23 protein-coding genes are annotated in these 26,980 nt (G+C 64.3%); 15 read left to right on the forward strand and 8 right to left on the reverse strand.

The genetic code is table 11. The features are described from left to right. Positions 1 to 34: 34 nt before the first annotated feature. The 5 genes from IF809_RS01305 (at position 35) to IF809_RS01325 (ending at position 5,617) form a co-directional block, all read left to right on the forward strand. Positions 35 to 877 (forward strand): ABC transporter ATP-binding protein, encoded by an 843-nt coding sequence (locus IF809_RS01305; RefSeq protein WP_462836625.1) that lies wholly within the window; start codon positions 35 to 37, stop codon positions 875 to 877. 4 nt (positions 878 to 881) lie between these two features. Next, entirely contained in the window at positions 882 to 2,279 is a 1,398-nt protein-coding gene (locus IF809_RS01310; RefSeq protein WP_462836626.1) for an enolase-like domain-containing protein, read from the forward strand. Beyond that, the gene (locus IF809_RS01315; protein WP_462836627.1) at positions 2,276 to 3,427 is read left to right on the forward strand and encodes a Gfo/Idh/MocA family protein; all 1,152 of its coding nucleotides are present in this window, start codon (positions 2,276 to 2,278) and stop codon (positions 3,425 to 3,427) included. The genes IF809_RS01310 and IF809_RS01315 overlap by 4 nt, the downstream gene beginning before the upstream one ends. Before the next feature lie 136 nt (positions 3,428 to 3,563). Continuing rightward, entirely contained in the window at positions 3,564 to 4,754 is a 1,191-nt protein-coding gene (locus IF809_RS01320; RefSeq protein WP_462836628.1) for a dihydrodipicolinate synthase family protein, read from the forward strand. After that, complete coding sequence (locus IF809_RS01325) at positions 4,754 to 5,617, forward strand: sugar phosphate isomerase/epimerase family protein (RefSeq protein WP_462836629.1); 864 nt, start codon at positions 4,754 to 4,756, stop codon at positions 5,615 to 5,617. Before IF809_RS01320 ends, IF809_RS01325 begins: the two co-directional genes overlap by 1 nt. Positions 5,618 to 5,752: 135 nt before the next feature. On the opposite strand, the gene IF809_RS01330 is transcribed toward IF809_RS01325, so the two are convergent. Then, the gene (locus tag IF809_RS01330; RefSeq protein WP_462836630.1) at positions 5,753 to 6,973 is read right to left on the reverse strand and encodes a cytochrome P450; all 1,221 of its coding nucleotides are present in this window, start codon (positions 6,971 to 6,973) and stop codon (positions 5,753 to 5,755) included. Between the two features lie 105 nt (positions 6,974 to 7,078). Here IF809_RS01330 and IF809_RS01335 point away from each other — a divergent pair, with 105 nt between their 5' ends. From IF809_RS01335 to cnbZ, 10 genes are all read left to right on the forward strand, one after another. Beyond that, entirely contained in the window at positions 7,079 to 7,621 is a 543-nt protein-coding gene (locus tag IF809_RS01335; protein ID WP_462836631.1) for a phosphonopyruvate decarboxylase, read from the forward strand. Further along, entirely contained in the window at positions 7,618 to 8,208 is a 591-nt protein-coding gene (locus tag IF809_RS01340; protein ID WP_462836632.1) for a thiamine pyrophosphate-dependent enzyme, read from the forward strand. The genes IF809_RS01335 and IF809_RS01340 overlap by 4 nt, the downstream gene beginning before the upstream one ends. A 123-nt stretch (positions 8,209 to 8,331) precedes the next feature. Beyond that, positions 8,332 to 9,033, forward strand: a complete 702-nt coding sequence (locus IF809_RS01345) for a TetR/AcrR family transcriptional regulator (RefSeq protein ID WP_128969412.1) — start codon at positions 8,332 to 8,334, stop codon at positions 9,031 to 9,033. Positions 9,034 to 9,035: 2 nt separating this feature from the next. After that, on the forward strand, positions 9,036 to 10,229 hold the full coding sequence (locus IF809_RS01350; protein ID WP_128967512.1) for an efflux RND transporter periplasmic adaptor subunit: 1,194 nt from the start codon (positions 9,036 to 9,038) through the stop codon (positions 10,227 to 10,229). A 68-nt stretch (positions 10,230 to 10,297) separates the two neighbouring features. Further along, on the forward strand, positions 10,298 to 13,393 hold the full coding sequence (locus IF809_RS01355; protein ID WP_128967511.1) for a MexW/MexI family multidrug efflux RND transporter permease subunit: 3,096 nt from the start codon (positions 10,298 to 10,300) through the stop codon (positions 13,391 to 13,393). A gap of 114 nt (positions 13,394 to 13,507) precedes the next feature. Next, the gene (locus IF809_RS01360; protein ID WP_462836633.1) at positions 13,508 to 14,488 is read left to right on the forward strand and encodes an ABC transporter substrate-binding protein; all 981 of its coding nucleotides are present in this window, start codon (positions 13,508 to 13,510) and stop codon (positions 14,486 to 14,488) included. A 54-nt stretch (positions 14,489 to 14,542) separates the two neighbouring features. Next, a complete protein-coding gene (locus IF809_RS01365) occupies positions 14,543 to 16,588 on the forward strand; it encodes a sensor histidine kinase (protein ID WP_462836634.1) in 2,046 nt (681 codons plus the stop codon). Beyond that, positions 16,585 to 16,974, forward strand: a complete 390-nt coding sequence (locus tag IF809_RS01370) for a response regulator (RefSeq protein ID WP_128967508.1) — start codon at positions 16,585 to 16,587, stop codon at positions 16,972 to 16,974. Before IF809_RS01365 ends, IF809_RS01370 begins: the two co-directional genes overlap by 4 nt. Next, entirely contained in the window at positions 16,971 to 18,221 is a 1,251-nt protein-coding gene (locus IF809_RS01375) for an adenylate/guanylate cyclase domain-containing protein (protein ID WP_128967507.1), read from the forward strand. Before IF809_RS01370 ends, IF809_RS01375 begins: the two co-directional genes overlap by 4 nt. A 9-nt stretch (positions 18,222 to 18,230) precedes the next feature. Continuing rightward, positions 18,231 to 18,974 carry a 2-amino-5-chloromuconate deaminase CnbZ gene (cnbZ, locus tag IF809_RS01380; RefSeq protein WP_462836635.1) on the forward strand — a complete coding sequence of 248 codons (744 nt, stop codon included), beginning with the start codon at positions 18,231 to 18,233 and terminating at the stop codon, positions 18,972 to 18,974. Here the strand turns inward: cnbZ and IF809_RS01385 are convergent. From IF809_RS01385 to IF809_RS01415, 7 genes are read right to left on the reverse strand one after another with little or no spacing between them, the layout of a single operon-like run. Continuing rightward, positions 18,971 to 19,855 (reverse strand): ABC transporter permease, encoded by an 885-nt coding sequence (locus tag IF809_RS01385; RefSeq protein ID WP_128967505.1) that lies wholly within the window; start codon positions 19,853 to 19,855, stop codon positions 18,971 to 18,973. The two genes, cnbZ and IF809_RS01385, sit on opposite strands and share 4 nt — an antisense overlap. Positions 19,856 to 19,859: 4 nt before the next feature. Continuing rightward, a complete protein-coding gene (locus IF809_RS01390) occupies positions 19,860 to 20,801 on the reverse strand; it encodes an ABC transporter permease (protein WP_128967504.1) in 942 nt (313 codons plus the stop codon). A 10-nt stretch (positions 20,802 to 20,811) separates the two neighbouring features. Next, the gene (locus tag IF809_RS01395) at positions 20,812 to 22,320 is read right to left on the reverse strand and encodes an ABC transporter substrate-binding protein (RefSeq protein WP_462836636.1); all 1,509 of its coding nucleotides are present in this window, start codon (positions 22,318 to 22,320) and stop codon (positions 20,812 to 20,814) included. 22 nt (positions 22,321 to 22,342) lie between these two features. Next, positions 22,343 to 23,449, reverse strand: a complete 1,107-nt coding sequence (locus IF809_RS01400; protein ID WP_453992144.1) for an ABC transporter ATP-binding protein — start codon at positions 23,447 to 23,449, stop codon at positions 22,343 to 22,345. Then, the gene (locus tag IF809_RS01405) at positions 23,449 to 24,438 is read right to left on the reverse strand and encodes an ABC transporter ATP-binding protein (protein ID WP_128967501.1); all 990 of its coding nucleotides are present in this window, start codon (positions 24,436 to 24,438) and stop codon (positions 23,449 to 23,451) included. The genes IF809_RS01400 and IF809_RS01405 overlap by 1 nt, the downstream gene beginning before the upstream one ends. Before the next feature lie 2 nt (positions 24,439 to 24,440). After that, positions 24,441 to 25,145 (reverse strand): DUF1028 domain-containing protein, encoded by a 705-nt coding sequence (locus IF809_RS01410; protein WP_128967500.1) that lies wholly within the window; start codon positions 25,143 to 25,145, stop codon positions 24,441 to 24,443. Between the two features lie 9 nt (positions 25,146 to 25,154). Continuing rightward, positions 25,155 to 26,960 (reverse strand): gamma-glutamyltransferase family protein, encoded by a 1,806-nt coding sequence (locus IF809_RS01415; RefSeq protein WP_462836637.1) that lies wholly within the window; start codon positions 26,958 to 26,960, stop codon positions 25,155 to 25,157. Positions 26,961 to 26,980 lie beyond the last annotated feature (20 nt).

Consider the following 26,980-nt stretch of genomic DNA (forward strand, 5'->3'; position numbering starts at 1 on the left):
AATGTAACTTGCGTGTTCGATCGGATGTGACTGAATGATACCGAAAAAGGCCACTCCAACAGACCAGCCGGCCGCGCATCTTCGACTGGTGAACGACCGGGCCGGCGATGCGTCGGGCATCACGCTGTCGGGCGTGTCGAAGACCTACCGGACGCGCGACGGCGATGTGCCGTCGTTGCGGCCGCTCGACTTCCACATCAACGATGGCGAGTTCTTCGTCGTGGTCGGGCCGTCGGGCTGCGGCAAGTCCACGCTGCTCAAGCTGATCTCCGGGCTGTTGCCACCGACGACGGGCGAGGTGCTGGTCGAGGGCGAGAAGGTGACGACGCCGCACGGCAATGTCGGCATCGTCTTCCAGAACGCGTTGCTGCTGCCCTGGCGCAACATCCTGGGTAACGTCATGCTGCCGATCGACATGAAGCGGCTGCCGCGCCAGGAATATCTCGATCGCGCCAAGTCGCTCTTGAAGCTCGTTGGCCTCGAAGGTTTTGAGAAGAAGCTGCCCTGGCAGCTCTCCGGCGGCATGCAGCAGCGCGCCTCCATCTGCCGTGCGCTGGTGCACGATCCCCGGATCATGTTGATGGACGAGCCGTTCGGCGCGCTCGATGCACTGACGCGCGAGCGCATGAATGTCGAGCTGATGCGGATCCAGCGCGAGACGAAGAAGACGGTTCTCTTGATCACGCACTCGATTCCCGAGGCCGTGTTCCTCGCCGACCGCGTGCTGGTCATGACCGAGCGCCCCGGCGCGATCGCCGCGATCTACGACGTCCCGCTGCCGCGTCCGCGCTCGCTCGAGGTGATGGCGGACCCTGTCTTCACGGAACTCGTGCAGCGCATCCGTAAGCATTTCTTTTCGCAAGGTTCGCTGGACTGAAGCCATGCCCCCGCGCCTGAAGCTGCGAGACATAGCCTTCTTCGAACGTCCCGTGCAGTTCGCGCGGCCGTTCCGCTTTGGCGCTGTGACCATCAACGCGACGCCGCAGCTGTTCGCACGCGTCGAGATCGAGGTCGAGGGCAGGGGCCTAGCGGTCGGCGCCAGCGCCGAGTTGCTGGTGCCGAAATGGTTCGACAAGCGGCCGGAGCTGTCGCCGGCGCAGACGGTCGACGGCCTGCGCCGCTCGCTTGAGATCGCGCGCGGGCTCTACCTGGCGCGGACCGGATTCCAGTCCGCGTTCGATCTGCATGCTTCGTGCATCGATGTGCAGGTCGCGGCTTGCGCGAAAGAAAACATCCCGACGCTGGCGGCCGCCTATGGCCCTGCGGAGATCGACAAGGCCATTCTCGATGCGCTCTTGCGTGCGGCCGAGACCGACTTTTTCAATGGAATGACCGGCAACATTGCCGGTATCGATGCGCAGCTTTCGCCCGATCTGAAGGATGCGGATCTCACCATCTTTCTTGCCGGCCGCAAACCGCTGCCGCGCGTCGCCGTCAGGCATACGGTCGGCCTCGACGATTCCATCGAAGGCGAGGGCGGTGTTGCCGACGGACATGAGAACGCCGGTGCACGGTATTTCAAGCTGAAGCTGAGTGGCGATCCCGCCTCCGATGCGGCGCGGCTGGCGCGCATCGGCAAGGAGCTCGACGCGCTGGGACGCGACACCAAGGTGACGCTCGATGCCAACGAGCAGTACGCCGATTTGGCCGCGCTGCAAGCGCTGATGGATCGGCTGGATCATGACACCGCGCTACGTCCCATCGCCTCGCGCCTGCTCTATATCGAACAGCCGATGCCGCGCGACATCACGAGGCGGTCGCCGCTCGGCTCGCTGGCGGCATACAGCTTCATCATCGACGAGGCCGATGATTCCTACGACGCGTTCCCCGCGGCGCGGGCGCTCGGCTACCACGGTATTTCCTCCAAATCCTGCAAGGGCCTGTACAAATCCATCGTCAACGCGACCCGTGCAGCGAAATGGAGCGCCGGCGGCGAGACGTTCTTCATCACGGGCGAGGACCTGACCTGCCAGGCCGGCCTTGCCGTGCAGCAGGATCTCGCGCTCGGCGCCTTCATCGGCGTCGCCCATGCCGAGCGCAACGGTCACCACTATGTCGATGGATTCGGCGAAACGCCGGCTGGCGAAGTGCAGGCCTTCGCCGCCGCGCATCCCGACCTCTATGCCGATGCCGGGCAGGGCATTCGTCTCAACATTCACAACGGCGATCTCCTGACGGGATCGCTTCATGCGGTGGGCTTTGCCACCTCGGTCCATCCGGACTGGTCGGCGCTTCGTCCACTCGAACAGCCAGGATCACTTCAGGAGTATTTGGCATGACCACCCAACGCCTCGGCCTCATCATGAACGGCGTCACCGGCCGTATGGGGCTCAACCAGCATCTGATCCGCTCGATCGTCGCGATCCGCGACCAGGGCGGCGTCCGCCTGAAGAACGGCGACCGCGTCATGCCCGATCCGATCCTGGTCGGCCGCAGCGCCGAGAAAGTCGAAGCGCTCGCCAAACGCTACAACGTCACGCGCTGGACAACCGACCTCGACGCGGCGCTGGCCGACAACAACGACACCATGTTCTTCGACGCCGCGACCACGCAGGCGCGCCCCGGCCTGCTGACCCAGGCCATCAACGCCGGCAAGCACGTCTATTGCGAGAAGCCGATCGCGACGAATTTCGAGGAAGCCGTCGAGGTGGTAAAACTTGCCAATGCCAAGGGCGTCAAGCACGGCACGGTGCAGGACAAGCTGTTCCTGCCGGGCCTGAAGAAGATCGCGTTCCTGCGCGACTCCGGCTTCTTCGGTCGCATCCTCTCGGTGCGCGGCGAGTTCGGCTATTGGGTGTTCGAGGGCGGCTGGCAGGAGGCGCAGCGGCCGTCATGGAATTATCGCAGCGAGGACGGCGGCGGCATCATTCTGGACATGGTCTGCCACTGGCGTTACGTGCTCGACAACCTCTTCGGCAACGTTAGAAGCGTCGTCTGCATCGGCAACACCGACATTCCCGAGCGTTTCGACGAGCAGGGCAACGCGTACAAGGCGACCGCCGACGATTCCGCATATGCGACCTTCCAGCTCGAAGGTGGCATCATTGCGCACATCAACATGTCCTGGGTGACGCGCGTCTATCGCGACGACCTCGTCACATTCCAGGTCGATGGCAGCCACGGTTCGGCGGTCGCAGGTCTCACCGACTGCATGATCCAGGCGCGGCAGGCGACGCCGAGGCCGGTGTGGAATCCCGATGAGAAGCGCCTGCATGATTTCTACGGCGACTGGCAGAAGCTGCCCGACAACGTCTCCTACGACAACGGCTTCAAAGAGCAATGGGAGATGTTCATCCGCCACGTCTATGAGGATGCGCCCTACAAGTTCACGCTGCTCGAAGGCGCCAAGGGCGTGCAGCTCGCCGAATGCGCGCTGAAGAGCTGGAAGGAGCGGCGCTGGATCGACGTCGCCCCGATCAAGGTCTGAGCCTGGCGGATAAGTCCCCGATGTCTACCCAGCCGTCATTGCGAGGAGCGAAGCGACGAAGCAATCTAGACTCTTGCCGCAGAGGCATTCTGGATTGCTTCGCTTCGCTCGCAATGACGGGGAGAGGTCTGAGAACATGAATAAGCCCGTTCAACCCATGTCGTCATTGTCATTAAAACTGCCGAAACCCGATCGCTCGATCGAGACCTACCGGCTCGCAGCCTCGCGCACGTTCCCCACCAAGCTCGAGGGGCCGCTGAACCGCATCGCCTTCTCGGCTGTGCACACGGTTGCCGATCCCCTTGCGGAGAACGACCCCTGGCTGTCGGCCGCCGTCGACTGGGACAAGACGATCGCCTTCCGCGAGCACATCTGGGATCTCGGGCTTGGCGTTGCCGAAGCCATGGACACCGCACAGCGCGGCATGGGGCTGGACTGGCCGACCTCTCTGGAGCTGATCACGCGCTCGGTCGGCGCCGCCAAGCGCCGCAATGCGCTGGTGTTCTCCGGTGCCGGCACCGACCATCTCGCGGTTGAGGACGCCAAGACCATCGACGACGTCATCCGCGCCTATGAGGAGCAGATCTCGGCGGTCGAGAAGGTCGGCGGCCGCATCATCTTGATGGCTTCTCGCGCGCTCGCCAAGCTCGGTCGTAATGCCGACGACTACGCCAAGGTCTACGATCGCGTGCTGTCGCAGGCCCGCGAGCCCGTGATCATCCACTGGCTCGGCGACATGTTCGATCCGGCGCTGAGCGGCTATTGGGGCACAAAAGATCTCGACAAGGCGATGGACATTGCGGTCGCCATCATCAACGGCAACGTGGCCAAAGTCGACGGCGTAAAAGTCTCGCTGCTCGACAAGCAGCGCGAGATCGACATGCGCCGCCGCCTCGACAAGCGCATCAGGATGTATACCGGCGATGATTTCAACTACGCGGAGCTGATCGCCGGCGACGAACAGGGCTTTTCGCACGCGCTGCTCGGTATCTTCGACGCGATCGCGCCGGCGGCATCCTATGCGCTGTCGCGACTTGCGGCCGGCGACGTAGCCGGCTTCCAAGACGTGCTGGGTCCAACGGTGCCGCTGTCGCGTCACATCTTCAAGGCGCCGACGCGCTTCTACAAGACCGGCGTCGTCTTCATGGCCTATCTCAACGGCCATCAGGACCATTTCACCATGGTCGGCGGCCAGGAGAGTACGCGCTCCACGCTGCATCTGGCCGAGCTGTTCCGTCTGGCCGACAAGGCCGGTCTGCTCGCCAATCCCGAACTCGCGACGCAGCGGATGAAGACCGTGCTCGCCACCCACGGTATCGAACCCTGATGCGCGATTTTTCCTCCGACCACCGCTGGCTGTCGCTGAACACGGCAACGGTCCGCAAACAGGGTGATCTCGTCGAGATCATCGACGCCTGTGCCAGGCACGACATTCGCGCCATCGATCCCTGGCGCGACCAGGTCGCCGCCGTCGGTCTCGATCGCGCGGCGCGCGCGGTGCGCGACGCCGGCCTCGAACTGTCAGGCTATTGCCGTGGCGGCATGTTCACCTCGGATGTGGCGCACCGGGGCGAAGTGCGCGACGACAACAGGCGCTGCGTCGATGAGGCCAAGGCGCTGGGCGCGCCCTGCATCGTTCTCGTCGTCGGCGGCCTGCCGCAATATTCGCGGCCCGGCAGCGAGGCGTCCAGGGATATCTTTGCAGCGCGCGGCCAGGTCGAGGAAGCGCTCGCCGAGATGCTCGACTATGCCAGGCAGGCGAAGCTGCCGCTGGCGATCGAACCGCTGCATCCCGCCTATGCCGCCGACCGCGCCTGCGTGAACACCACGAAACAGGCGCTCGACATTTGCGACCGGCTCGATCCCGATCGCACCGGCATGCTCGGCGTCGCGCTCGATGTCTACCACATCTGGTGGGATCCTGAGCTGATGGGCCAGATCGCGCGTGCCGGCCAGGATCGCCTGCTCGCCTTCCACGTCTGCGACTGGCTGGTGCCGACAAAAGACATCCTCAACGACCGCGGCATGATGGGCGATGGCGTCATCGACATCAAATCGGTGCGCGCGGCCGTGGAGGCGCAGGGCTTTGCCGGCTATTCGGAGATCGAGATCTTCTCCAATGACTGGTGGAGCAAGCCGATGGACGAAGTGTTGCGCACCTGCATCGCGCGGCACAAGGCGCTGGTGTAGGCGTTCTGGCGTCCATTGCGCGCGGCGCAGTGGATTGCCTGAGGTGCCAAATGGTTGTGCGGATTCACCGCGGCATTCGCGCCGGCCGCGGTCTACTGTGCATGGGGTTGTTTTCGACTTTTTTGTTTTAAGACCTCATCCGGTCGCGCAAGGCACGCTTGAAAAGCCCCGAAACCGGACCCGACCACCCCGCACCGGCTGGCCGCTTACGGCATAGTCCGGGAAGCGCGCCAGGAAGCGCGAGATCGCAATCGCGCCTTCGAGCCGCGCCAGCGCCATGCCGGCGCATTGATGCGCGCCGGTGGCAAAGGCGAGGTGCCGGTTCGGCGTGCGCGCGACGTCGAAACGTTCCGGATCGGGAAACTGCGCGGGGTCGCGGTTGGCAGCTCCGATGCACAGCGTCACCGACGTGCCGGCCTCGAGCATGACGCCGCCGAGTTCGACCCGCTCGGTGGTCATGCGATTGCCGAGCTGGTTCGAGCTCTCGTAACGAAGGATCTCCTCGACCGCGGTCTTGATCAGGTCGGGGTTATCGATCAGCCGCTGCTTCTGGTCGGGATGCCGATGCAGCGCGACGAGGCCGTTGCCGATCAGATTGGTCGTGGTCTCGTGGCCGGCATTGAGCAGGAAAATGCAATTGTGCAGGAGCTCCTTCTCGGTCAGCCGCTCGCCGTTCTCCTCGCCCTGGATCAGGCGCGTCAGCACGTCACGATCAGGATTGCCCGGCTTCGCGCGCCGACGTGCGACCAGCGTTTCGAGATAGCCAAGGAAATCCGTCACGGCCGTATTGCCGCGCGCAGCCGCTTCAGGCGACACCACCGGCTCGAGCGCACCAAGAATCGCCAGCGACCAGTCGCGTAGCGGCGCGCGTTCCTCATGGGGAACGTCCAGCAGATTGCCGATCACCTCGATCGGGATCGAGGTGGCGAAATCCTCGATCAGCTCGCAACGGCCCTTGGCGGCGATGGCGTCCAGCAGGCCGTCGACCAGCTTGATGAGGTCGCCTTCCATGCTGGCGATCGCGCGGGGCGACAGCGCGCCCATGATCAGGCGGCGTACGCGGGTGTGCGAAGGCGGGTCGTTGAAGACAAGGCTCGTCGTGTGGTGCTCGTAGAGCGGCGTGTCGCCATATTTCGGCGCGAACTCGCGCTTCTTGTCCGAGCTGAACGACTTGGTGTTCTTGTAGGTGGTGACGAGATCGTCATAGCGGGTCAGGAACACGGTGCCGCTAGGCAGGCGCTTGACCGGCTCGTTCTCCCGCAGTGCACGATAGGTCGGATAGGGGTTGTCGTAGAACTCCGGCGTCAGTCTCTCGAGGTCGAAGCTCGCCGCCAGCTCCTTCGCATCTGCGTTCATCCCGTTATACTCGCACGTTAAAGCCGTTATGCCGTTTTTGTTGTTCTGGTCGATGCGTGGACGCGTCTACACTCTTCGAACCTTGCTAGCCGACCGGACAGGAAAATGCACGCCCGCACTGATGCTGCCGACACGGCGCCGACCTGGCCCGACGATATCTTCGCGACCTTGCAACGCTTCGACGTCCGCCAGGTGCCCTACGTGCCCGATGCCGGCCATTCGAAGCTGATCCTGCGCGTGCTGGACTCGCCTGCGATGCGCGGCATTCCGCTGACGACGGAGGAGGAGGGCGTGGCGCTGCTCGCCGGCGCCTGGGCCGGCGGCCAGCGCGGCGTCCTGCTGATGCAGTCCAGCGGCGTCGGCAATTGCATCAACATGCTGTCGCTGATCCCGATCCTGCGCTTTCCGTTCCTGACGCTCGTTACGATGCGAGGTGAGTGGGGCGAGTTCAATCCGTGGCAGGTGCCGATGGGCTCGACCACGCAGGGCGTACTCGAGCTCTCGGGCATCAAGGTGCTGCGCGCCTCGAACGCGGCCGAGGTGCCCGCGGTGCTGGAAGCAGCTGCGGCGCAGGCCTACAGCGCACTCACGCCCACCGCCGTCCTGCTGTCGCAGCGCCTGATCGGCGCCAAGGTTTTCACCAAATGAGCAAGGCCAATCTCCTCGATCGCCGTCAGGTGGTCTCCGCGCTGCTTGCGAACCGCAAGGACGTCGTCGCGATCGGCGGCCTCGGGGCCTCGACCAACGACATCACCGCCGCCGGCGACCACGCCCGCAACTTCTATCTCTGGGGCGGCATGGGCGGCGCTGCGATGATCGGCCTCGGCCTCGCGCTGGCTCAGCCGACACTGCCGGTGCTGGTCATCACCGGCGACGGTGAGATGCTGATGGGCATGGGCAGCCTTGCCACCATTGGCCTGCAGAAGCCGACCAACCTCTCGATCGCGGTGCTAGACAACGAGGCCTATGGCGAGACCGGCGGCCAGACCAGCCATACCTCCGCCGCTGCCGACCTCGTCGGCGTCGCCAGGGCCTGCGGTATCAAGGACAGCCGGGCGATCTCGACCATGGCCGAGGTGGAGGCCTTCGCCAAAGCCGTCCACGACCTCACGGCCGGGCCTCGATTTGCCAATGTGAAGATCGACAGCGCCAATCTGGAGCGCATCCTGCCCACGCGGGATGGGACGTACATTCTCAACCGGATCCGAGGGGACCTCGGCTTTCAGCCCATCTAGGTCGCCAAAGTCCTGCTCGCAGGACGTGCAGGGGAGGCTGATTTCTCCTGATTTTACAACGCATTCAGGTTGCGATGCAGCATAGTGCTTGACTTTCGGGCTAGTGAGTGGTTACTCACTAGCATGAGCTCATTGCGTATGACGAGCGACCTGAGGCGTCAATTGATCCTCGGTGCCGCGAAACGCTGCTTTGCCCGACACGGTTATAACGGCACCACGACCAAGAGCGTGGCGGCCGCTGCTGCCATTTCCGAGGCGCTGCTGTTCAAGCATTTCCCGTCCAAGGCGGCGCTCTACGCCGAGATCCTGAGCGACGAATGCGAAGCGGACCCGGCGCTGACCGAGCTCCTCGAGCGGGAGCCGTCGACGGCTACCCTGGTCGAGCTGATCCGCGGCATGGTCCAGCATTTCCTGCTGATCGCCGACGGTCCTGATCAGGAGGAGGCGCAACGCCTGCGACTGATGGCCACCAGTCATCTGGATGACGGCGAGTTCGCGCGTTTGCTATATGCCAAGATCGAGGCGCTGATCGGACCGATCTTCGTCGCCTCGCTCGACCGAGCCGTCGCCGCCGGCGATGCGCGGGTCTGCGGCGGTGAGCCACTCAACCTGTTCTGGTTTGCGCATCATACGGTGATGACAGCTGCGCTGACCAGGCTGCCCTCCATGCCGTGTCTCGCCTATGGCGGTCCGAACGATCTGGAGCGGCAGCTTTGTGAGTTTCTCCTCCGAGGCATCGGACTTAACGACGCCGCAATTGCTTCGCATCTGGGCCACGATCAGGCCGGTGGTGTGGGCAAGACGGCAATTGCAGAAAGCGTATGACAATGAACATCGTAACCGAACACAAGATTTCGGGCGAACCGATCGACAGCAAGGCTCCCAAGCGTCCGGTCCGGCCGGTGCTGTGGTTCATCATCGTCGGCACGCTTCTCGGCGCCCTCGTCGGTGGTCTCGTCTGGTTCAATTATTTCCGCGGCCAGATGATCAAGCAGTTCTTCGCCAACAACAAGCCGCCGCCGACCCTGGTCAGCGCAGCGGAAGCGAAGTCCGAGGTGGTGCCGAACCTGCTCACCGCGGTCGGCGGTCTCGCCGCCGTGCACCAGGTCGACGTCACCGCCGACGTCAATGGCCGCGTGACCGAGATCAAGTTTGAGCCCGGTACGCATGTCGAGGCCGGCACTCCGCTGGTGCAGCTGTTCGACGCCCCGGAGCAGGGTGACCTTGCCAATTACAAGGCGCAGGCGACTGGCGCGCAGCTCGCGCTCGACCGCGCCAAACAATTGGCGGCGCGCCAGTTTGGTCCGCAGTCGACCGTCGATGCCGCGCAGGCGACCTATGACCAAGCCATGGCCGGGATCGCCAAGACCGAAGCGCTGATCTCGCAGAAGCTGGTGCGCGCGCCGTTCTCCGGCGAGCTCGGCGTCCGTAAGGTCGAGGTCGGCCAGTATCTGACCGCCGGCACGGCGATCGTATCGCTGACGGATCTGTCGGAACTGTGGGCCAACTTCACGGTAACGGAAAAGGACTCGGGCAGCCTCAAGGTCGGCCAGCCGGTCCGGCTGAAGGTCGACGCCTATCCGGGCCGCACCTTCGACGGCAAGATCACCACGATCGAGCCGCAGATCGCGACCGATACCCGTAACATCCGCGTGCAGGCGACGATCGCCAATCCGGAGAAGATCCTGAAGCCGGGTATGTTCGTGACCACCACCGTGGTGCTGCCGGACAACCCGGCCGTGATCACCGTTCCCGAAACCGCGGTCGACTACACGCTGTATGGAGACTCGGTATTCGTGATCACCGAGAAGAAGGAAGCGGACGGCAAGACCAGCCTCTCCGCAGTGCGTACCTTCGTGCAGACCGGTAACCGCGTCAACGGTCGTGTCGAGATCATCAAGGGCGTCAAGGCGGGCGACAAGGTCGTCGCCGTCGGCCAGCTGAAGCTGCAGTCGGGCGCACCCGTTGCGATTTCGACCGATCCGGCTCCGCAGATCCCTGCGCAGCCGCCGCGCTACTGACGAGACACTCACGTGATCCGGCTTGGCCGGATCACGTCTCTTGAGACAAAGAAATCGAGATCGCCGCGATGGCCTTTACTGATATTTTCATCAAGCGCCCGGTTCTGTCGGTCGTTGTCAGCTTGCTGATCCTGCTGATCGGACTGCGCGCGGCGATGGTGCTGCCGATCCGGCAGTATCCGAAACTGTCGAACACGGTCATCAACATCACGACCGTTTATCCCGGCGCGTCCGCGGACCTGATCCAGGGCTTCATCACGACGCCGATCGAGCAGGCGGTCGCTTCCGCCGAGGGCGTGGACTATATCACCTCATCCTCGGTGCTCGGCACCTCGACGATCCAGGTCTACATCAAGCTGAATTTCGATCCGAACCAGGCGCTCACCGAGGTGCTGGCCAAGACGAACTCGGTCAAATACCTGATCCCGAAGGAGTCCAACGACCCGATCGTCACCAAGACCACGGGCCAGACCACGGCCGTGATGTATCTCGGATTCTCCTCGGAGGAGCTGTCGGGCTCGGCGATCTCGGACTACCTGACGCGCGTGGTTCAGCCGGTGCTGTCGACGGTGGACGGCGTGGCCTCGGCCGACATCCTCGGCGGTCAGACCTTTGCGATGCGGCTCTGGCTTGATCCGGTGAAGATGGCCGGCCGCAACGTATCGCCGGCGGACGTCGCCTCCGCGATCACGGCCAACAACTTCCAGTCCGCGGCGGGCCAGACCAAAGGCTACCTCATCGTCTCGAACGTCTCGACGAACACGGGTCTGACCGACGTCAACCAGTTCAAGAAGATGATCGTCAAGGCCAAGGACGGCGGCTTTGTGCGCATGGAGGACATCGCCACCGTCGAGCTTGCCGCCCAGAGCACGGACGCGAGCGTCGCCTTCAACGGCGAGCATGCGATCTTCATCGGCGTGCAGGCGACGCCACAGGGCAACCCGCTGACATTGGTCAAGGGCGTGCGCGCGCTGTTCCCCGAGCTCGAACGCAACCTGCCGCCGTCGATGAAGATGAAGGTCGCCTACGACTCGACCAAGTTCATCCAATCCTCGATCGACGAGGTGGAGAAGACGCTGGGCGAAGCCGTGATCATCGTGATCGTGGTGATCTTCCTGTTCCTGGCTTCGCTCCGCTCGGTCATCATCCCCGTCGTCACCATCCCGCTGTCGATGATCGGCGTCTGTACCTTGATGCTGGCGCTGGGATTCAGTTTCAACCTGCTGACCCTGCTCGCGATGGTGCTCGCGATCGGCCTCGTGGTCGACGATGCCATTGTTGTGGTGGAGAACATTCACCGCCATCTGGAGGAAGGGAAGACGCCAGTCCAGGCATCGCTCCAAGGCGCGCGCGAGATCGTCGGCCCCGTCGTGTCGATGACCATCACGCTCGCGGCCGTGTATGCCCCCATCGGCTTCCTCGGCGGCCTCACCGGTTCGCTGTTCCGCGAATTCGCCTTCACCCTCGCCGGCTCGGTGATCGTGTCGGGCGTGATCGCCCTGACGCTGTCGCCGATGATGTGTTCGGTGCTCCTCAAGAACACCGAAGAGGGCCGCTTCGCAAAGCTCGTCAACAGAGTGTTCGGCGCGCTGACCCGTTGGTACGGCCGCCGGCTCGATCGCTCGCTCGACTACAAGGCCATCACCGGCCTGTTCGCGGTGACGATCCTCGGGCTTGTCGGCTTCCTCTACATGCACACCTCGAAAGAGCTGGCGCCTGAGGAAGACCAGGGCATCGTGTTCGCGGTGACCAAGGCGCCGAAATACGCCAACATCGACTATGTCGATTTCTACGGCGACAAGCTCGACAAGAAGTTTCAGAGCTTCCCGGAGACCGATCTTCGCTTCGTGCTGAACGGCATCAACGGTCCGCAAGGCGGCATCGCCGGCATGCTGCTCAAACCGTGGGACGAGCGCAAGCGCTCCTCGATCGCGCTGAAGCCTCTGGTTCAGGCCGAGCTTTCCAAGATCGAGGGCGTCCAGGCCTTCGCATTCAACCTGCCGCCGCTGCCGGGCGGCCCTGGGGGCTTGCCGGTGCAGATGGTCATCAGCTCCACCGCGGGCTTCCAGACCGTTTATGAGCAGATGGAGAAGCTGAAGGACGCGGCCCGCAAGAGCGGCATGTTCATCGTCTCCGACAGCGATCTCGCCTACAACCAGCCGAACGTCGAAGTCACGATCGACCGCACCAAGGCGCAGGATCTTGGCGTCAACATGCAGAATCTCGGCTCGACGCTCGCGGTTCTGCTCGGCGGCAACTATATCAACCGCTTCAATCTCCAAGGACGTTCGTATCAGGTGATCCCGCAGGTGCCGCGTAGCGAGCGCCTCTCTCCGGAATCGCTCGGAGGCTATTATGTGACGACCAATACCGGGCAGCAGCTTCCGCTGTCGACCGTGGTCTCGATCAAGACCAAGACCGATCCGAATTCGCTGACGCACTACAATCAGCTCAACTCGGCGACGTTCTCGGCCGTGCCGATGCCCGGCGTCACCGTCGGCGCCGCGGTGGACTTCCTCGAGGGCGAGGCCAAGAAGCTGCCGCAGGGCTTCAGTCACGACTATCTCGCGGATTCCAGGCAGTACGTGCAGGAAGGCAATCAGCTCGCCATCACCTTCGGCTTCGCGCTGATCATCATCTTCCTGGTGCTGGCCGCGCAGTTCGAGAGCCTGCGGGATCCGTTCGTGATCATGATCTCGGTGCCGATGGCGATCGTGGGTGCCTTGATCCCGCTGTTCTTCGGCGTGGCGACCATGAACATCTACACCCAGGTCGGTCTGCTCACTCTGGTGGGCCTGATCACCAAGCACGGCATCCTGATGGTGGAGTTCGCCAACGAACTCCAGGTCAACGAGCGGCTCGACCGCCGCTCGGCCATCGAGATGTCGGCCCGCATCCGTTTGCGGCCGATCCTGATGACGACGGCTGCGATGGTGACCGGCCTGATCCCGCTGCTGACAGCGTCCGGAGCCGGTGCGGCCAGTCGCTTCTCGATCGGCCTTGTGGTCGTCGCCGGCATGTCGATCGGCACGCTGTTCACCCTGTTCGTGCTGCCGGCGGTTTATGTCGTGCTGGCGACCGACCATCGTGCGGCGGCCGATTCCGAGCGCAATAAGCAGGTCAACGAACTCGACCTCAGTGGCAAGGCGTTACGCCCCACCTGAGACCGTCGGAAGCGGAGATTGCAGAGCGGCAATGGCCATCGCCATTGCCGCTTTTTTCTCGTCCCGTGCTAGACTTTGTCCAGCGCGCTGTTGCGCCAGGGCAGGGAAGATACGATGAGGCGGCGTGAATTCCTGGGAGGGCTCGGTAGTGTGTCGCTGTTGGGACCGTGCTCCGCTGCGGCTGAAGGCGGCCGAACGTTTCATCTGGGCACACTGACCCCGATCTCGCCAATTACCGAAACCAGTCCGGGCGGCAAGATCCTGATCAAGGTGCTCGGCGAGCGCGGTTTCAAGCTTGGCCAGAACTTGACTTTTGAGGCGCGGGGCGCCCAGGGCGATGTCGCCAAGCTTCCCGCACTGATCGGTGAGCTGAAGACCAAAAACATCGATGCAGTCGTGATCGTGGGCTACCCGACGGCCATGGCGGCGAAGGCGGCTGGCATTGCGACGGTGGCGGCAAGCGGCATCGGTGATCCCGTCGAAACCAAGCTGATAGAAAGCCTGGCGCATCCAGGCGGCCAGATCACGGGGATTTCGGATGTCGCGGCAACGCTCAGCGCGAAGCGGCTGTCGCTGCTCAAGGACATGTCGCCGAAACTGTCCAAGGTCGCAATGCTCTGGAACAAGGACGACCTCGGCATGACCACGCGCTATCAGGCCTCGGCGAAGGCGGCCCAGGAGCTCGGGTTGACCGTGCAGGCGCTCGGCGTCCGCGAGCCTGACGACTTCGACGAGGCGTTCTCCGTGATGAACGGCGATCTCCCGGACGGCATCCTGATGGTGGCCGACGCGCTCACCATTCTCAACCGCAAGCGGGTGTTCGAGTTCGCCGCCGTCCGAAAGCTGCCGGCGATCTACGAAAATGCCGACCTTGCCCGCGACGGCGGACTGATGTCTTACGGAGCGGATGTGCCGGAATCCTTCGAGCGGGCTGCAGCGCTCGTCGCCCGCATTTTCAACGGGGCCAGCCCCGGCGATCTGCCGTTCGAGCTGCCGACCCGCTATCCCCTGGTGATCAATCTCAAGACCGCCAAGGCAGCCGGATTTGAAATTCCGCCGACCTTGCTGGCCCTTGCCGACGAGGTCATCGAGTAACCCTGCCCGCTGCGGCGGGAGACAAGGCCCGGCCTTCTTGCTAGGCTTGGGGGAATGAGCATTTCCGTCCATTCCGATACCCCGCAAACCGGGGCCCTGGCACGCGCGACCGGGGACGGCGGAGTATCAAGCACTCCGGAAGGCCGCATCAGGACTCGGCTGTTCACCAAATATGTCGCACTGTTCGTGGCTGTCGTCGCCGTCGCCCTGCTGGCCAATGGGCTGTTCGAGGTTCTCTTCTATTACCGGGAGCACAAGGCCGCGCTGATCCGGGTCCAGCACGAGCAGGCCGAGGCGGCCGCCGCGAAGATCAGCCAGTTCGTCAAGGAGATCGAGAGCCAGCTGGGCTGGACCACGCAGCTACCGTGGTCGGCAGGCTCGATCGAGCCGCGCCGGTTTGACGCGCTGCGGCTGCTGCGTCAGGTGCCCGCGATCACCGAGCTCGCCCAGGTGGATTCGACCGGCAGGGAGCGCCTGCGCGTCTCGCGTCTGGCCATGGACGTGATCGACAGTGGCGCCGACCTGTCGGGCGATCCGAAGTTCACCCAGGCGGTTGCGCACAAGGTCTTTTACGGACCGGTCTATTTCCGCAGGGAGTCCGAGCCTTACATGACGCTGGCGCAGGCCGGCGCGCGCAAGGATGCCGGCGTCAGCATCGCGGAGGTCAACCTCAAGCTGATCTGGGACGTCGTGTCCCGGATCAAGGTCGGCGAGCATGGACACGCCTATGTGGTCGGTCCGGAGGGGCGCCTGATTGCGCACCCCGACATCAGCCTGGTCCTGCGCAATACAGATCTGTCCGGGCTGGCGCAGGTGCGCGCCGCGCTGGCCGGCGGCGGTGTCATGCCGGATGCTTTGCAGGAGGCGACCAACATCCAGGGACAGAAGGTCCTGACGACTTCTGCGCCGATCAGCCCGGTCGGCTGGACCATGTTCGTCGAGCTGCCGGTCGAGGAGGCCTATGCGGCGCTCTATGCCTCGCTGGAGCGGCTCGCGATTGTCCTGCTCGGAGCATCGATCTTCGCGGTGCTCGCCGGAGTCTTTCTCGCGCGCCGCATGGTCGGCCCGATCCAGGCGCTGCGTACGGGGGCGATGCGCATCGGCGGGGGCGATTTCGCGCAGCGGATATCGATCAGGACCGGCGACGAACTCGAGGAGCTCGCGAACCAGTTCAACCACATGGGCGAGCGCTTGCAGGAATCCTACGCCGACCTGGAACACAAGGTCGAACGGCGGACCGCAGAACTGAGGCAATCCCTCGACGACCTGCGCGCGGCGCAGGACCGCCTGGTTCAGACCGAGAAGCTGGCCTCGCTCGGCCAGCTCACGGCAGGCATTGCCCACGAGATCAAGAACCCGCTCAACTTCGTCAACAATTTCTCCTCGGTGTCGACCGAATTGATCGACGAGCTCAACGAGGTTCTGCGAACGGCTTCTCTCGACGACAAGACGAAGGACGAGGTGGACGAGCTGACAGGCATGCTGCGCGGAAACCTGGAGAAGGTGGTGCAGCACGGCAAGCGCGCCGATTCCATCGTCAAGAACATGCTGCTGCATTCACGCGAGGGCTCCGGCGAGCATCGCTCCACCGACGTCAATGCGATCGTCGAGGAGAGCCTCAATCTGGCCTATCACGGCGCGCGCGCCGAAAAACCATCATTCAACGTGACGCTCGAGCGCGACCTCGATCCGACCGCCGGTATGGCCGACATCTACCCGCAGGAAATCACCCGCGTCTTCCTCAATCTGATCTCGAACGGTTTCTATGCGGCGGCCAAACGCAAGGAGAGCGCCGCGGAGGGATTCGAGCCGACCTTGAGCGCCGTGACGAAGAATCTCGGTGGCAGGGTGGAGATCCGCATCCGCGATAACGGTACGGGTATTCCGCAGGACGTGAAGGAGAAGATGTTCAATCCCTTCTTCACCACCAAGCCGGCGGGTGAAGGCACCGGACTTGGCCTTTCCATGAGCCACGACATCGTCGTGAAGCAGCATGGCGGGACGATCGACGTGAACACCGAGGCCGGTGTATTTACCGAATTCATCATCACCCTGCCGCGCGTGATGGCGGCAGGCGGTCCTTCCGGAGGCAAGACTTGAACGTTTACATCCTGGTCGTTGATGACGAGCCCGATGTCGAGGCGCTGTTCCGCCAGCAGTTCCGGCGCGATCTGCGCGCCGGTCGCTTCCATATGGAATTCGCGCTCTCGGCGCCTGACGCGATCAAGCGCGCAGCCGAGGTGCGAGATCCCTCGCTGATCCTGATCCTGTCCGATATCAACATGCCCGGCATGAGCGGGCTCGACATGCTGCCCAAGGTACGCGCCGACCATCCGCATGTCCCGGTCATCATGATCACGGCCTATGGCGACGTCGAGACGCGCCGGAAGGCGATCGAAGGCGGCGCCACAGGGCTCCTCACCAAGCCGATCGATTTTGCGCAGTTGCGCCAGGAGATCGACACGAGGCTCGAGCAGGCGGCATGATCCCGACCATCCTCTTCGTTGACGACGAACCGGATCTGGAGGCTCTGATCCTGCAAAAATTCCGCAGGCAGATCCGCGATGGGCTAGTCAACTTCATTTTCGCGCGCGATGGCGTCGAGGCGCTGGAGTCGATCGAACAGAATCCGCTCGTTGACCTCGTCGTTTCGGACATCAACATGCCGCGCATGGACGGCCTGTCTCTGCTCGCGAAGCTTCAGGAGGCCGAGGACAAGAAGTCGACCATCATCGTCTCTGCCTATGGCGACATGAGCAACATCCGCACGGCCATGAACCGCGGCGCATTCGACTTCCTGACCAAGCCGATCGACTTCCTCGACCTGGAAACAACGATCCAGAAGACCGTTCGCCACATCGAGATGCTGCGCGAGGTGCGGCGGCGCCAGATGGAAGCCGAGCGCGCGCATGCGGCGCTGTCGCGTCATTTCTCCCCCGAGCTCGCCAAGCGTTTGGCGGCAGGTGGAGAGGGCGAGGGGATCGCCGTCCAGTGGCGCGATGTCGCGACCATCTTCACCGATATCACCGGCTTCACGTCGCTGGTCGAGAGCGCGGCGCCTGAGACGCTCGGCGAGCTCCTCAACGAATATGTCGGCGGGATGACCGAAGTGGTGTTCGCGCATGAGGGGACAGTCGCCAAGATCATCGGTGATGCAATCCAGGTGCTGTTCAATGCACCGGGTGATCAGCCGGACTATGCGACGCGTGCGGTCGCCTGCGCGCATGACCTCGACCGCTGGGCGCAGGAGTTTTGCGCACGTCAAAAGGCGAGGGGCGTGAACTTCGGCGCCACAAGGATAGGCATTCACGCCGGACCGGCGCTGGTCGGCAATTTCGGCGGCAACCGCTTCTTCGACTACACTGCCTACGGCGACACCATCAATACCGCGGCACGGCTGGAGGCCGCCAACAAGCACTTGGGTACACGGATATGCGTCAGCTCGAGCGTTGCCGAGAGGGCTGAGAATTTTCAGGGACGCCCCGTCGGCGAATTGGTGCTACGCGGGCGCCGCGAAGCCTTGCGCGCCTTCGAGCCGCTGCCACCGGCCACGTTCGAGGCGCCGGCAACGGCGCTCTATTCCGAGGCCTTCGCCAAGATGGAGGCCGGCGATGCCGCCGCCATGCCCGCGTTTGCCGCGCTGGTGGGCATGCATGCCGATGATCCCCTGGCCGGCTTTCACCTGAAGCGTCTGCTCAACGGCGCCAAAGGCATCCGCATGCAACTGGAATAGGAGGCCGCCATGACGCAAGCATTTTCTGCCGGCAACTATCGCTTCATTCCGTCGGTGTTCCAATATTCGGCTGGTGCGGTCGCGGACGATGATTACGAGATCGAGCGTGTCCGGTTCGACCGTCTCGTGCCCCTCGCGGAGGGATTTGCGCGCGCAGCGAAGTTCATCCAGGAGGCGGGGCGGCCGCTGACGGCCTTCTGCGCCTGCGAGCTGCGTTCGCCCGCGGCGTTCACCGAGGAAGGCTTTCGTGCCTTCAATCTGCATTATGTGAAGACGCTGTCGGAGTGGGGCATCTTCGACGGCACCACCAATCCGGTGGCGCGCAGCAATGTCTGCCCCGAGATCGATCCGCCGTCGGAACCGTCGTTTTATGCGTTCTCCTTCACCCGCCCGACGCGTGCGAAAACTCCGACGTTCGTGATCGCCGGCGGCGCCGAAGCACGGGAGGGCGGCGGGAGCTATGTGGAGCGTACCGTGCGCTACCGCGACCTCAGTCCGGACGGACTTCGCGAGAAAGTTCGGTTCACGACCTCGCAGATGGAAGGCCGGATGGCGGCGTTCGGCTTTGGCTGGACGGACACCACGGGCGTGCAAGCCTATTCGATCCGCGATTTCCACCACACTCTGGCCGACGAACTGGTTTGTCGCGGCGCATTGCGCTCCGGTCTGACCTGGCACTTCGCGCGACCGCCGGTGGTCGACCTCGAATACGAGATGGATTGCCGCCGCGTGATGCGCGAGGTGGTCATCTAACGCTGGCGCGGGTCCAGCGCGTCGCGCAGGCCATCGCCGAGCAGGTTCAGCGACAGCACCACGAGGAAGATGGCCAGCCCCGGCCAGACCGCCATCCAGGGCGCCTGGGTCAGGAAGCGTTGCGCCGCATTGAGCATGCTGCCCCAGGACGGTGACGGCGGCTGTTGTCCGAGGCCGAGGAACGAGAGCGCAGCCTCTGCGATGATGGCCGCGGCGATCGACAAGGTCGCCTGGACCAGCAGCGCCGGCAGGATGTTCGGCAGGATGTGCGAGAGGGCGATCCGCCACGGCGGATTGCCAAGCGCGCGTGCCGCCTCGACATAGTCCTCGGCCTTGACGCTCAAGACCTGCCCGCGGGTCAGGCGGATGAAGACCGGCGTTGCCGAGATGCCGATCGCGATCATGGCATTGCCGAGGCTCGGACCGAGGAACGCCGCCAGTGCAATCGCCAGGATCAGGAACGGGCAGGCCAGCATCGCATCGGTGATCCGGCTGATCAGCGCATCGACGAAGCCGCCGCGATAGCCGGCGAGCAGACCGAGTGGCACGCCGATGCCGAGCGCGATCGCGACCGAAATCAGGCCGGCCAGCAGCGAGGCCCGAGCGCCGTAGACGATGCGGCTCAGAACGTCACGGCCGAGCTCGTCAGTGCCGAACCAGTGCGCGGCCGTGGGCGGCTTGCGCACGAGGCTCCAGCTCGTCGCGATGGGATCGTAGGGCACGATGAGCGGCGCCAGGGCTGCAACAGTGATGAACATCGTGAGCACGACGAGCCCAAACACCGCTGCCTTGCGTTTGAACAGCCGCCGCCGCGCGCGGCGTGCCGGGCTGTCTAGCTCGTCGGCTTGCACATGCGGGCGAGACAAGGCAGCATCAGTCATGACACTAGCCTCGCAGCCTTGGATTGACGAGGATGTAGGCGACGTCGGCAACCAGATTGAGCGTGATGTAGATCGTCGCGGTCACCAGCACCACGCCTTGCACCACGGCGTAGTCGCGATTGAATACGGCGTCCACGATCAGCTTGCCGAAGCCGGGAATCGAGAAGATCTGCTCGGTCAGCACGGCGCCTGACAGCAGCGTGCCGAGCTCGAGCGCGCCGAGTGTGATGATCGGCGTCAACGCATTGCGCATGGCATGCTTGAGGATGACCGTCCGCTCGGACAGGCCTTTCGCGCGCGCGGTGCGCACATAATCGCTTTCCAGCACCTGGAGCATGGCGCTGCGGGTATGGCGCATCAGGACCGCCGCAATGGCGTTGCCGAGCACGAAGGCCGGCATGATGGTGGCGGCAAGGCTCGCACGCCAGTCCTCGGTCAGCGGCACATAGCCCGAGGCCGGCAGCCAGCCCAGCTCGATCGAGAACAGGAAGATCAGCATGATGCCGAGCCAGAAATTCGGCGTCGAGATGCCCCACAGCGCGAAGAAATTGGCGCCGTAGTCCCAGGCCGTTCCTTTCTTCACGGCCGCGACGATCCCGGCGGGAATGCCGATCAGGAACGCGATGATGATGGCCATCGAACCGAGTTGCAGCGTCACCGGCAGCTTCTGCGCGATCAGCTCGCGCACCGGCATCTTGTTGCGCAGCGACTCGCCGAAATCACCCGATAGCACGCCCTTGATCCAGTAGGCGTATTGCACTGGCACCGGCTGATCCAGCCGGTACTGGTGCCGGATCTGCTCGATCACGGCGGGATCGCGCTCCTCGCCGGCCATCACCAGCGCGGGATCGCCCGGCAGCAATTGCTGCAGCGAGAAGATCAGCACCGAGACGAAGAACAGCGTCGGCACGATCTGCGCGAGACGGCGGGCGAGGAAATTCAGCATTCCCGCGGCGTCACTTCAGCTTGAGGCCGACGACGCGCACGAGTCCGTCCGGCATCTGCTTGTAGCCCTCCAGCTTCGTCGTATGGGCGATGATGATACGCCGGTGGTAGAGATAAAGGATGGGCTCCTCATCCTGGACCAGCTTCGCCAGCGTTTCGTAGCTCGCCTTGCGCTTGGCGAAATCGGTCGCGAGCCGCGCCTCTTCCAGTGCCTTGTCAGCCTGGGCGTTGTTCCAGTCGCCGTAATTCTGAGGCGCACCACTGTGCAGGAAGACGAAGGTGTTGCCGTCGGGGTCGATGCGGCCGCTCCAGGCGAGCCAGAAGGCCTGATAATCGCCTGCCTCGGCCTGCTTCAGCCCGGTCGCAAACTCGGTGAGGCGGATCTTCATGTCGAACCCGGCTTCTGCGGCCATCGACTGGATCACCTGCGCCGGTGTCTCGTTTTCCGCGCCTTTCGGCACCAGAAAGTCGACGCTGACCGGCGGCTTCACGCCGGCTTCCTTCAGCAGCGCCTTGGCTTTTTCCACGTCGCGGGCGCGGACGGGCAGGGATTTCTGGTAGTAGGGATGATCAGGATTGACCCATTGATTGCCGACCTGAAACTCGCCGTTGAACACGACCTGGTTGATCGCCTCACGGTCGATCGCAAGGTCGAGCGCCTGCCGCACCTTGGCGGATTGGCTGAGCGGCCCCTTGGCCTTGTCCTTGCCGATATTGAGCGTGATGCCTTGATAGCCGAGCTCGATGGCGGTGGCGACCTTCAGCCGTGAATCCGCGCGCACCTCCTTCAGATCCGTCGCGAGCACGCGCTCGATCAGGTCGAGGCCGCCGGATTTCAGGTTCGCCAGCCGCACGGTGGCGTCGACGATTGGTTGGAACACGATCTTGTCGATGAAGACGTTGTCCTTGTTCCAATAGTCCGCGAATTTTTCGAACACGATGCGGTCCTGCTGCACGCGCTCGACGAACTTGTAGGGGCCGGCGCAGACGGGGTGCAGGCCGAACTTGTCGCCGGCTTCCTTGGCCGCTTTCGGTGACATCATCATGCCGGCGCGGTCGGTGAGCTGGGCGAGCAGCGGCGAGAACGGCGACTTCAGCACCAGCTTGATGGTCAGGGGATCGACGATTTCGATGTGGTCGACCGAAGCCAGCTCCGGCTTGCGGAACGAGCCCGGGAACGTCAGGTGGCGCTCCAGCGAGAATTTGGCGGCTTCCGCATCGAACGGCTCGCCATCGTGGAATTTCACGCCGGGCCGCAGCTTGATGACGAGGCCTTTGCCGTCATCGACCGTCTCGCTCGACACGGCGAGCTGCGGCACGATGTTGAGCTTTTCGTCGATGTCGAACAGCTTGTCGCAGAACGCTGCGAACACGATGCGGCCGACATAGGTGCGCGCCATGGAGGGATCGAGGATGTCAGGATCCTCGGCAAGGCCGATGCGGAGCGTGGTCTGGGCCTGGGCGGCGCCAAACGATAGCAAGAAGGCAGCCGCCATTGCGGCCAGGCGAAACATCTTCATCGGTCAATCCCCATTGCTTCGGCTACGGCGGCGAAGGCCTTGCACTCTGTATACCAACCCCGACGGTCCTCGCGCCTTCCGTCTTTCGGCTGAAAGCCGCGACTAATTTCGCCAATGCCGGTGAGAATCCCCCGGTTGCGGGCAGGATGGTATCGGCCGGCGGGAGCTCATTGACACGATGGCAAGCGGTGGCGTGCCCGGCTCCGTCGGCCGCCAACGCTGGCGGCTCGGTGCGACAGCGGTCAATCACGAAGGGGCAGCGGGTATGGAAACGACAGCCGGCCGGCGGGTTGAGCGCGCTCGGAATCTCGCCTTGCAGCACGACCTTCGCCCGCTTGGCGTGAGGCTGCGGCAGGGGGATCGCGGACAGCAACGCGCGACTATAGGGATGACGGGGCCGGGCGAACAACTCGTCCGCATCGGCTTCCTCGACGATGCAGCCGAGATTCATGACCGCGACGCGGTCCGCGATGTGCTTGACCACCGCGAGGTCGTGCGACACGAAAATGTAGGCGAGACCAAGCCGGTCCTGCAGCTCGCGCAGGAGGTTGAGGATCTGGGAGCGGATCGAGACGTCCAGCGCCGAGACCGGCTCGTCGCAGATGATGAGCTTCGGCTCGACCGCGAGCGCGCGGGCGATGGCGATGCGCTGGCGCTGGCCGCCGGAGAACTCGTGCGGATAGCGCCGGGCCAGCCGCGGCTCCAGCCCGACCAGCCGCAGCAGTTCCGCGACCCGCTCGCGCCGTTGTGCGGATGGGACGAGATCGTGCAGCGCCAGCGGCTCGGTCAGGATCTGGCCGACGGTCATGCGCGGGTTGAGCGAGGCGTAAGGATCCTGAAAGATGATCTGCGCCTCGCGGCGGAATTTTCGGAGCGCGTCGGCATCGAGCGAGAGCAGGTCGCGGCCGCCAAACCGCACGCTGCCTGCATCGGGCTCGATCAGCCGCAGCACCAGGCGGCTGACGGTCGATTTGCCGCAGCCGGATTCGCCGACCAAGGCAAGGGTCTTGCCGGCCTCGAGCGAAAAAGAAACGCCATCGACGGCTTTGACATGTGAGCGTGCCCGGCCAAACAACGAGCGTTCGGCGACGAAGTGCTTGACCAGGCCTTCGACCTCGAGGAGCGCCATCACGACACCAGGAGTTCGAGCGGCGCGCGGACGCAGCGCGAGACATGTCCCGGGCTGACCTCCACCAGCGGTGGCCGCGCCTTGGTGCAGACGTCCAGCATGAACGGGCAGCGCGCGGCGAAGCGGCAGCCCGCGGGTGGCTGGGCCATGTTCGGGACCATTCCTTCGATGGTCGCGAGCTGCTCGGCGCGATGGTCGAGACGCGGGATCGAGCCGAGCAGGCCGACGGTGTAGGGATGCTGTGGCGCGGAGAACAGTTCGTCGACCGGCGCGCGCTCGACGATTTCTCCGGCATACATCACCGCGACCTCGTCGCAGACCTCGGCGACGACGCCGAGATCGTGGGTGATCAGGATGATGGCGGCGCCGCTCGCGGCTTTCAATTCGCGCATCAGCTCCAGGATCTGGGCCTGCAAGGTGACGTCGAGCGCGGTGGTCGGCTCGTCTGCGATCAGGAGCTGCGGATCGCAGGCGAGCGCTATCGCGATCATGACGCGCTGGCGCATGCCGCCCGACAGCTTGTGCGGATAGTCGTCGATCCGCCGTTCCGGCGAGGGGATGTGGACGCGGCGCAGCAGCTCAATTGCGCGCTCGCGCGCGTACCTCCGCGAGCCGCCACGGTGGCGCAAAATGGTCTCGATGATCTGGTCGCCGATCGTAAAGCTCGGGTTGAGCGAAGTCATCGGCTCCTGAAAAATCATCGCGAGCCGGTTGCCGCGCAGGTCCCGCAGGGTCTCGTCCGTCGTCTTTAGCAGGTCGAAACCGTCGAAGCGGATCGCGCCTGATATGTCGGTCGTCTGTTTCGGCAGCAGTCCCATGATCGCGAGCGACGTCACGCTCTTGCCGCAGCCGGATTCGCCGACGAGGCCGAGTGTGGCGCCGTTGGCGACGCTGAGATCTACGCTGTCGACCGCGTGGGTGATGCGGCCCTCGTCACCGTGAAAGCGGATGCGCAGGTCCTTGATCTCAATGAGAGGGCTCGCGTTCATGCCTACCGTGCCTGGGCCGCTTTGATGCTGGCTTCGATGACGCTGCGATCGGTGTTGCCGGCCGGATTCTGTCGTGTCGGCATGGAGGCGCGAAAGTGGACCCAGAGCTCGTGGCTGACGCGTTCGAGTCGTTCGAGCTCGCCGAGCGGATCGGCATGATCGTCGGCGCGGATGTCCAGCGCCGGCCATTCCTCCTCGCCGTGGATCAGCAGCGCCGCAGACTGCTTGCCGCGCTTATCGCCGCCGGCGGCTTCGCCTCCACGCATCGCCGCGAGCAGCCGGCGCGGGAAGGGCAGGCTGTCATTGGCAATGTAGGTCTTCGCCGTCTCGGCAAGTACATCGGCGCCCGCCAGCATGTTGCCTGCGATCGAAAAGCCGTTGCCGGCGATGTGACCACACCAGCCGACACAATCGCGCCCGGTGTGGGCGGCGATCGCGCCGCCGACATCCATGATGTGGACCTGCCGGCTCTCGCGGCCATCGTCGCTGGCGAGCAGCGCGGCGAGCACGTCATGCGCATTCAGGCCTTCGCGCAGCAATTTGACGCCGTCAATTCCGTAATAGGGGTTGACGAACGCCTGGGTCGCGATGGCGCCGAGACCGGCGGCGATGTAGGGCACGCGCGCGCCGACGGCGAAGAAGCGGGTCGCAACCGCGATACCGAACTGGCCGGTGGCATTGTCGCGCGCGATGATCGACCAGGTCATGGGGTGCCCTTAGCGTCCCGCGGCGTAGCCCTGCATGCCGCGCGGATTGGCGGCGGCCCGGCGGCGCACCCCGACGCGCGAGGCCGCGGTGAGTCGGCCCTCCGACCAGTCGGGGCCGATCTCGACGATATGTCCGCGCTCGCGAAGATTCTCGATCGTCGCCTTGGGCACGCGGTTCTCGACCACGAGCACGCCGGGGCGTGCGGTGCGCGGCCAGAACGAGATCGGGAAGTGCTCGGAATGCCAGGCCGGCGCATCGATCGCCTCCTGGAGATTGAGGTTGCAATGGACATGGCGAAGGAAGAACTGTGTGATCCACTGATCCTGCTGGTCGCCGCCGGGCGAGCCCCAGGCCAGGTACGGCTCGCCATCGCGCAGCGCCATGGACGGCGACAGCGTCGTGCGCGGCCGCTTGCCGGGGGCGAGCGAGCTCGGCTGGTTCTCCTCCAAGTCGAACATCTGGGCGCGGCTACCGAGGCAGAAACCCAGCTCCGGAATGACAGGCGATGATTGCAGCCAGCCCCCGGACGGGGTCGACGACACCATGTTGCCGGCCTTGTCGATGATGTCGAAATGCACGGTGTCGCCGCGCACCTCGCCGAAGCGCCCCACCGTCGGCTCGCCGGCGCCGAGCGCACCGACGGCATCGCGTTGGCCTTCAGCGCGTCGCAGCTTGACCACGCCGCCGAAGCCTTCGACCGCGCCGGGCCGGAGATCGAGCGAAGCCTTGTCGGTGACCAGCTTGCGACGTTCGTCGTTATAGGCATCCGACAGCAGTGTCCCGATCGGGATCTCGCTGAATTTCGGATCGCCATAGAATCTTTCGCGGTCGGCGAAAGCGAGTTTTGCGCATTCGATCTGGAGATGGATGAATTCCGGTCCGGTCGGATCGAGTCCATCCAGTGCAAAACCCTTCAAGAGCGCGAGTTGCTGCAGCGTCACCGGACCCTGGCTCCAGACGCCCGCCTTGCAGACGGTGTAGCGGCCGTAGTCGTAGGTAAGCGGTGCTTCGACCGTCGGCTGCCAGCGTGCCATATCGTCGGCGGAGAGCACACCGCGATGCGGCGAGCCGCTGACATCCATCACCTCCTGGGTGCGGCAGAACTTGTCGATGGCTTCCGCGACGAAGCCTTGCGACCAGGCCTTGCGCGCGCGCTCGATCTCGGCATCGCGGCCGCCACCTCCGCTCTCGGCCTCGCTGAGGATGCGGGCGTAAGTCGCAGCCAGCGTCTTGTTGGTGAACATCGTGCCGGGCTTCGGCACCTCGCCATTCGGCAGGTAGACCGCCGCCGAGGTCGGCCAGTGCTTGCGGAACAGCTGCTCGACGGTCTGGATCGTGGCGCAGGCGCGTTCCACCAGCGGATAGCCGTCGCGCGCATAGGAGATTGCGGGCTCCAGCACGTCGCGCACGCGCATGGTGCCGTAGTCGCGCAGGAGCATCATCCAGGATTCGAACGTTCCGGGGACGCAGGCGGCGAGCAGGCCGGTGCCGGGCACCATGTCGAGCCCCTCGCTCTTGTAATGAGCGATGGTGGCACGCGCGGGCGCGGGACCCTGGCCGCAAATCACCTCGGTGCGTCCGCGCTTCACGTCGTGCACGATGATCGGCACGTCGCCGCCGGGCCCGTTCAGATGCGGCTCGACCACCTGCAGCGTGAAGGCGCTGGCGACGCCGGCATCGAAGGCGTTGCCGCCCTTTTCCAGGATGGACATGCCGACGGCGGTCGCGATCCAGTGCGTGGTCGCGACGACCCCGAATGTGCCCTCGATCTCGGGGCGTGTCGTGAAGGGATCCGGATTGACATTGCTGGCCATGGGCTACCTCATCTGCGGCG

This window comes from Bradyrhizobium sp. UFLA06-24 (assembly GCF_054967145.1).

Excerpts from the sequence above, each read along its gene's own strand:
- IF809_RS01365 (WP_462836634.1), top strand. The coding sequence starts at position 14,543 with ATGAGCATTTCCGTCCATTCCGATACCCCGCAAACCGGGGCCCTGGCA.
- IF809_RS01385 (WP_128967505.1), bottom strand. The coding sequence starts at position 19,855 with ATGACTGATGCTGCCTTGTCTCGCCCGCATGTGCAAGCCGACGAGCTA.
- IF809_RS01330 (WP_462836630.1), bottom strand. The coding sequence starts at position 6,973 with ATGAACGCAGATGCGAAGGAGCTGGCGGCGAGCTTCGACCTCGAGAGA.
- IF809_RS01315 (WP_462836627.1), top strand. The coding sequence starts at position 2,276 with ATGACCACCCAACGCCTCGGCCTCATCATGAACGGCGTCACCGGCCGT.
- IF809_RS01335 (WP_462836631.1), top strand. The coding sequence starts at position 7,079 with ATGCACGCCCGCACTGATGCTGCCGACACGGCGCCGACCTGGCCCGAC.
- IF809_RS01390 (WP_128967504.1), bottom strand. The coding sequence starts at position 20,801 with ATGCTGAATTTCCTCGCCCGCCGTCTCGCGCAGATCGTGCCGACGCTG.
- IF809_RS01320 (WP_462836628.1), top strand. The coding sequence starts at position 3,564 with ATGAATAAGCCCGTTCAACCCATGTCGTCATTGTCATTAAAACTGCCG.
- IF809_RS01360 (WP_462836633.1), top strand. The coding sequence starts at position 13,508 with ATGAGGCGGCGTGAATTCCTGGGAGGGCTCGGTAGTGTGTCGCTGTTG.
- IF809_RS01415 (WP_462836637.1), bottom strand. The coding sequence starts at position 26,960 with ATGGCCAGCAATGTCAATCCGGATCCCTTCACGACACGCCCCGAGATC.
- IF809_RS01310 (WP_462836626.1), top strand. The coding sequence starts at position 882 with ATGCCCCCGCGCCTGAAGCTGCGAGACATAGCCTTCTTCGAACGTCCC.
- IF809_RS01400 (WP_453992144.1), bottom strand. The coding sequence starts at position 23,449 with ATGGCGCTCCTCGAGGTCGAAGGCCTGGTCAAGCACTTCGTCGCCGAA.
- IF809_RS01355 (WP_128967511.1), top strand. The coding sequence starts at position 10,298 with ATGGCCTTTACTGATATTTTCATCAAGCGCCCGGTTCTGTCGGTCGTT.
- IF809_RS01325 (WP_462836629.1), top strand. The coding sequence starts at position 4,754 with ATGCGCGATTTTTCCTCCGACCACCGCTGGCTGTCGCTGAACACGGCA.
- IF809_RS01340 (WP_462836632.1), top strand. The coding sequence starts at position 7,618 with ATGAGCAAGGCCAATCTCCTCGATCGCCGTCAGGTGGTCTCCGCGCTG.
- IF809_RS01305 (WP_462836625.1), top strand. The coding sequence starts at position 35 with ATGATACCGAAAAAGGCCACTCCAACAGACCAGCCGGCCGCGCATCTT.
- IF809_RS01395 (WP_462836636.1), bottom strand. The coding sequence starts at position 22,320 with ATGAAGATGTTTCGCCTGGCCGCAATGGCGGCTGCCTTCTTGCTATCG.
- IF809_RS01375 (WP_128967507.1), top strand. The coding sequence starts at position 16,971 with ATGATCCCGACCATCCTCTTCGTTGACGACGAACCGGATCTGGAGGCT.
- IF809_RS01350 (WP_128967512.1), top strand. The coding sequence starts at position 9,036 with ATGAACATCGTAACCGAACACAAGATTTCGGGCGAACCGATCGACAGC.
- cnbZ (WP_462836635.1), top strand. The coding sequence starts at position 18,231 with ATGACGCAAGCATTTTCTGCCGGCAACTATCGCTTCATTCCGTCGGTG.
- IF809_RS01405 (WP_128967501.1), bottom strand. The coding sequence starts at position 24,438 with ATGAACGCGAGCCCTCTCATTGAGATCAAGGACCTGCGCATCCGCTTT.
- IF809_RS01410 (WP_128967500.1), bottom strand. The coding sequence starts at position 25,145 with ATGACCTGGTCGATCATCGCGCGCGACAATGCCACCGGCCAGTTCGGT.
- IF809_RS01345 (WP_128969412.1), top strand. The coding sequence starts at position 8,332 with ATGAGCTCATTGCGTATGACGAGCGACCTGAGGCGTCAATTGATCCTC.